General features: G+C 37.5%; 3 protein-coding genes and 2 pseudogenes. 1 reads left to right on the top strand and 4 read right to left on the bottom strand.

Annotation, left to right across the window (positions count from 1 at the left end):
* Positions 1-194, top strand: a pseudogene (locus AC13EX_RS00670) (hypothetical protein); the annotation flags it as partial.
* Here AC13EX_RS00670 and AC13EX_RS00665 read toward each other — a convergent pair.
* The 4 genes and pseudogenes from AC13EX_RS00665 to AC13EX_RS00650 form a co-directional block, all read right to left on the bottom strand.
* Positions 194-283 (bottom strand): annotated as a pseudogene (locus tag AC13EX_RS00665) (IS66 family insertion sequence element accessory protein TnpA); the annotation flags it as partial. The pseudogenes AC13EX_RS00670 and AC13EX_RS00665 sit on opposite strands and share 1 nt — an antisense overlap.
* 248 nt (positions 284-531) lie before the next feature.
* On the bottom strand, positions 532-1,524 hold the full coding sequence (gene pfkA / locus AC13EX_RS00660; protein WP_482891150.1) for a 6-phosphofructokinase: 993 nt from the start codon (positions 1,522-1,524) through the stop codon (positions 532-534).
* Positions 1,525-1,548: 24 nt separating this feature from the next.
* Entirely contained in the window at positions 1,549-1,911 is a 363-nt protein-coding gene (locus AC13EX_RS00655) for a methylglyoxal synthase (RefSeq protein ID WP_048643179.1), read from the bottom strand.
* A gap of 84 nt (positions 1,912-1,995) precedes the next feature.
* Positions 1,996-2,295 (bottom strand): hypothetical protein, encoded by a 300-nt coding sequence (locus AC13EX_RS00650; protein ID WP_482891149.1) that lies wholly within the window; start codon positions 2,293-2,295, stop codon positions 1,996-1,998.
* Positions 2,296-2,947: the final 652 nt, after the last annotated feature.

Here is a 2,947-nt window from a genome sequence, read left to right as displayed (position 1 = left end):
GTGTCATGAAAAGACAGACAGAAAGCAATATGCGTAAACTTTATCAAGAATGGTTATCCTCAGGGCTTAGCAGATCAGAATTTTCCCATATGCATGGGATCGTTCGACCAACAGATGGAATAGTGTCCAGCAATTGCAAAGCTTTCCCATTATTTGTTTCTTCTTCCTGTCTGCTGAATTTTTTGGTGCAATAATAAAAAGTTGTTCCAACGATCCCATGCATATCGGAAAATTGTGATCTGCTAACCCCTGAGGATAACGATTCTTGATAAAGTTTACGCATATTGCTTTCTGTCTGTCTTTTCATCACACAAGTTTAGCAACAGATTAGCTTTTGCAAAAGATGTAGTTTGTCGGATGGATACACTGAAATTCAGTGGCTTTTTTGCCTATAAGAGACTAGATGAGAAATTAGGACAGTAAATTTTACATTTCGAAAACTACTACTTCATCAAATTAATCACCTATCCCTAGGTTATGATGTCTAATAAACAATTATCTATATCGAATATTAGTGCATTTTTTCCAAAATCAGGTAGATAAGATACCTGCAATCCGTAAATCTTCTTCGTCTACTTTTTTATCATCTACAATGGCTCTTTTAATTGGGGTATAAACAATTTTATTATTAATTATACCAACCATTACATCATATTTACCCTGAAGAAGCCCCTCAACAGCAGACACACCTAATTTACTTGCCAAAATCCGGTCAAAGGAGGATGGTGCACCTCCGCGTTGAAGATGGCCTAAAATAGTTACTTTAATATCGTAGGATGGTAATATTTTTTTGACTTTCTCCGAGATTTCTTGTGCCCCACCACTTTTTCCACCTTCAGCTACAATAACAATATTACTTTCCTTTTTTGCCTTCTCTCTAAACTTCAGCCTGTCTATTAATTTCTCAACAGGGAATTTCTTCTCCGGAATAAGAATGGCAGCTGCAGCGCTACCGATACCTGCATTTATTGCTATAAACCCAGCATCCCTACCCATTACTTCCACAAAGAACAAACGATCATGGGAAGTGGCTGTATCCCTGATTTTATCAATTGCCTCAATGGCAGTATTACAAGCAGTATCGAAACCAATTGTCAAATCTGTTCCGAATAAATCATTGTCAATAGTACCTGGTAAGCCTACAGCAGGTATACCAAATTCCTTATAAAATAAATGTGCTCCAGTAAGAGAGCCATCCCCCCCAATTACTACCAAGGCATCAATGCCATGGCTTTTGAGGTTATCATATGCCTTTTTTCTACCTTCAGGGGTACGGAATTCCAAACTTCGTGCTGATTTCAAAAAAGTTCCACCTCGTTCTAGGACATGCGCAATAGATCTGCTATCTAGTTTTCTGATATCATCATTGATCACCCCTTCATAGCCACGGTATATCCCATATACCTCTAGATTATAATAAAATCCTGCACGTACCACGGCACGAATGGCAGCATTCATACCTGGAGCATCCCCTCCTGAGGTTAGTACTCCGATTTTTTTTATGTTAATAGGTTGGTCTTGCATGTTATTATCCTAAAAATTCATTAATTATCTTTCGAAATATTTTATCATCAGTTCAGCAGCGGCCAGGTTGGTTGCCAATGGAACGTTATGAACATCACAAATTCGCATTAACATTTGCACATCAGGTTCATGAGGGTGTTTACCTAACGGATCCCTAAAGAAAATCACCATATCCAACTCTTTTTGAGCAACCATTGCTCCTATTTGAGCATCCCCACCTAAAGGTCCCGAAAGTAATTTTTCAACTTCAAATCCTGCTTTTTCTATATGAGAACCTGTAGTACCTGTCGCTACAAGGGTAATTCCTTCTAATGCTTGTTTTGATCCACCAATAAAATGGACCATATCAGCTTTTTTCCCATCATGGGCAATTAACGCTATTTTCATTATTTAATTCTATGTTGAATTTCACTATTATTGGGTAACATAAAAAAGGCAAACAAAAGTTTACCTATAGAAAAATAAAGTTCTTTATTCCTTCATTTTTTCTAAAAAGTACAAAACCATTTGTTCCCATTCTTCTACTAAACCTATGTTCGGTTTGGTTTTACCAGCTCTTCGGTACCAGTAAGATGCATTTCCCAAATCTCCTTCTTTCCTGTGAAGGTAAGCATGCAAGAATGCGGCATCTGCATCCTCCAGATGATCTATTAATGAGTGGGCCTTATTCCAGTCCCCTTTACCATCCAACCACAATGCATGCAGGTATACTGTCAAGCAATCTGGAATTTGCCCTTTCTGAATGCTGGCCTTGAATTCTGATAGGTCCATAGTGTTTCGTTTTTAAAGATGGCCAAAATAAATACATATTAGTCAAGCCTACAAGTTATAGGCTTAATTAAAACAAGATTATCCAATAGGATTCTAATTAGCCAATTCATCGCCTTCAAAAGTAGGCTTCCCTAATCAGAAAAAACCAAGAAATAAATGGCTAAGGCTAAGTTCTAATATTTAATGCAATAAAACACAAAACTATTTTCTCAGGTTCTAGGTTTCCCCAAAAATAGGGAAGGCTACAACAGCTACAAGGTAATAAACATACATAAGGTACAAGGCCTCAATTTTTATTGTTAAACCCGGATTATGTAATAGAATTTCTCCGCCCTGACAAGGTCAGGGGTGATGCCTGTCCCGTGTTTACGGGAAGTGTTGCAATCGCAAGAAAATCAGGCTGTTTGAATATTTTAGCATAGCACCGCTATGGTGAAATTGAAAACAGCAACGAAGTGGCTGATTTTATAGCGATTTCAGCACGTAATAGATTGTCTATTGCATATTTCGGGCAATGTCGTTTAGTTAAGGTTTATAAGTTATAAAATTACTGGGTCTGGCAGTATACCTTTTTATTCTAGGAACTGACCTGTTGGGCCGTATTATTTCAAGTTGAAGCAACAGTTTGAAAGCATAATCAGATATTTTTCCA

Source organism: Cyclobacterium sp. L-R (assembly GCF_056859355.1).
Note: the sequence above shows the minus strand (reverse complement) of the source record. Positions and strands in the feature narration are given on the sequence as shown.

What these genes read in the sequence shown, in the direction of transcription:
- AC13EX_RS00655 (WP_048643179.1), bottom strand. Translation starts at nt 1,911, where the DNA reads ATGAAAATAGCGTTAATTGCCCATGATGGGAAAAAAGCTGATATGGTC.
- pfkA (WP_482891150.1), bottom strand. Translation starts at nt 1,524, where the DNA reads ATGCAAGACCAACCTATTAACATAAAAAAAATCGGAGTACTAACCTCA.
- AC13EX_RS00650 (WP_482891149.1), bottom strand. Translation starts at nt 2,295, where the DNA reads ATGGACCTATCAGAATTCAAGGCCAGCATTCAGAAAGGGCAAATTCCA.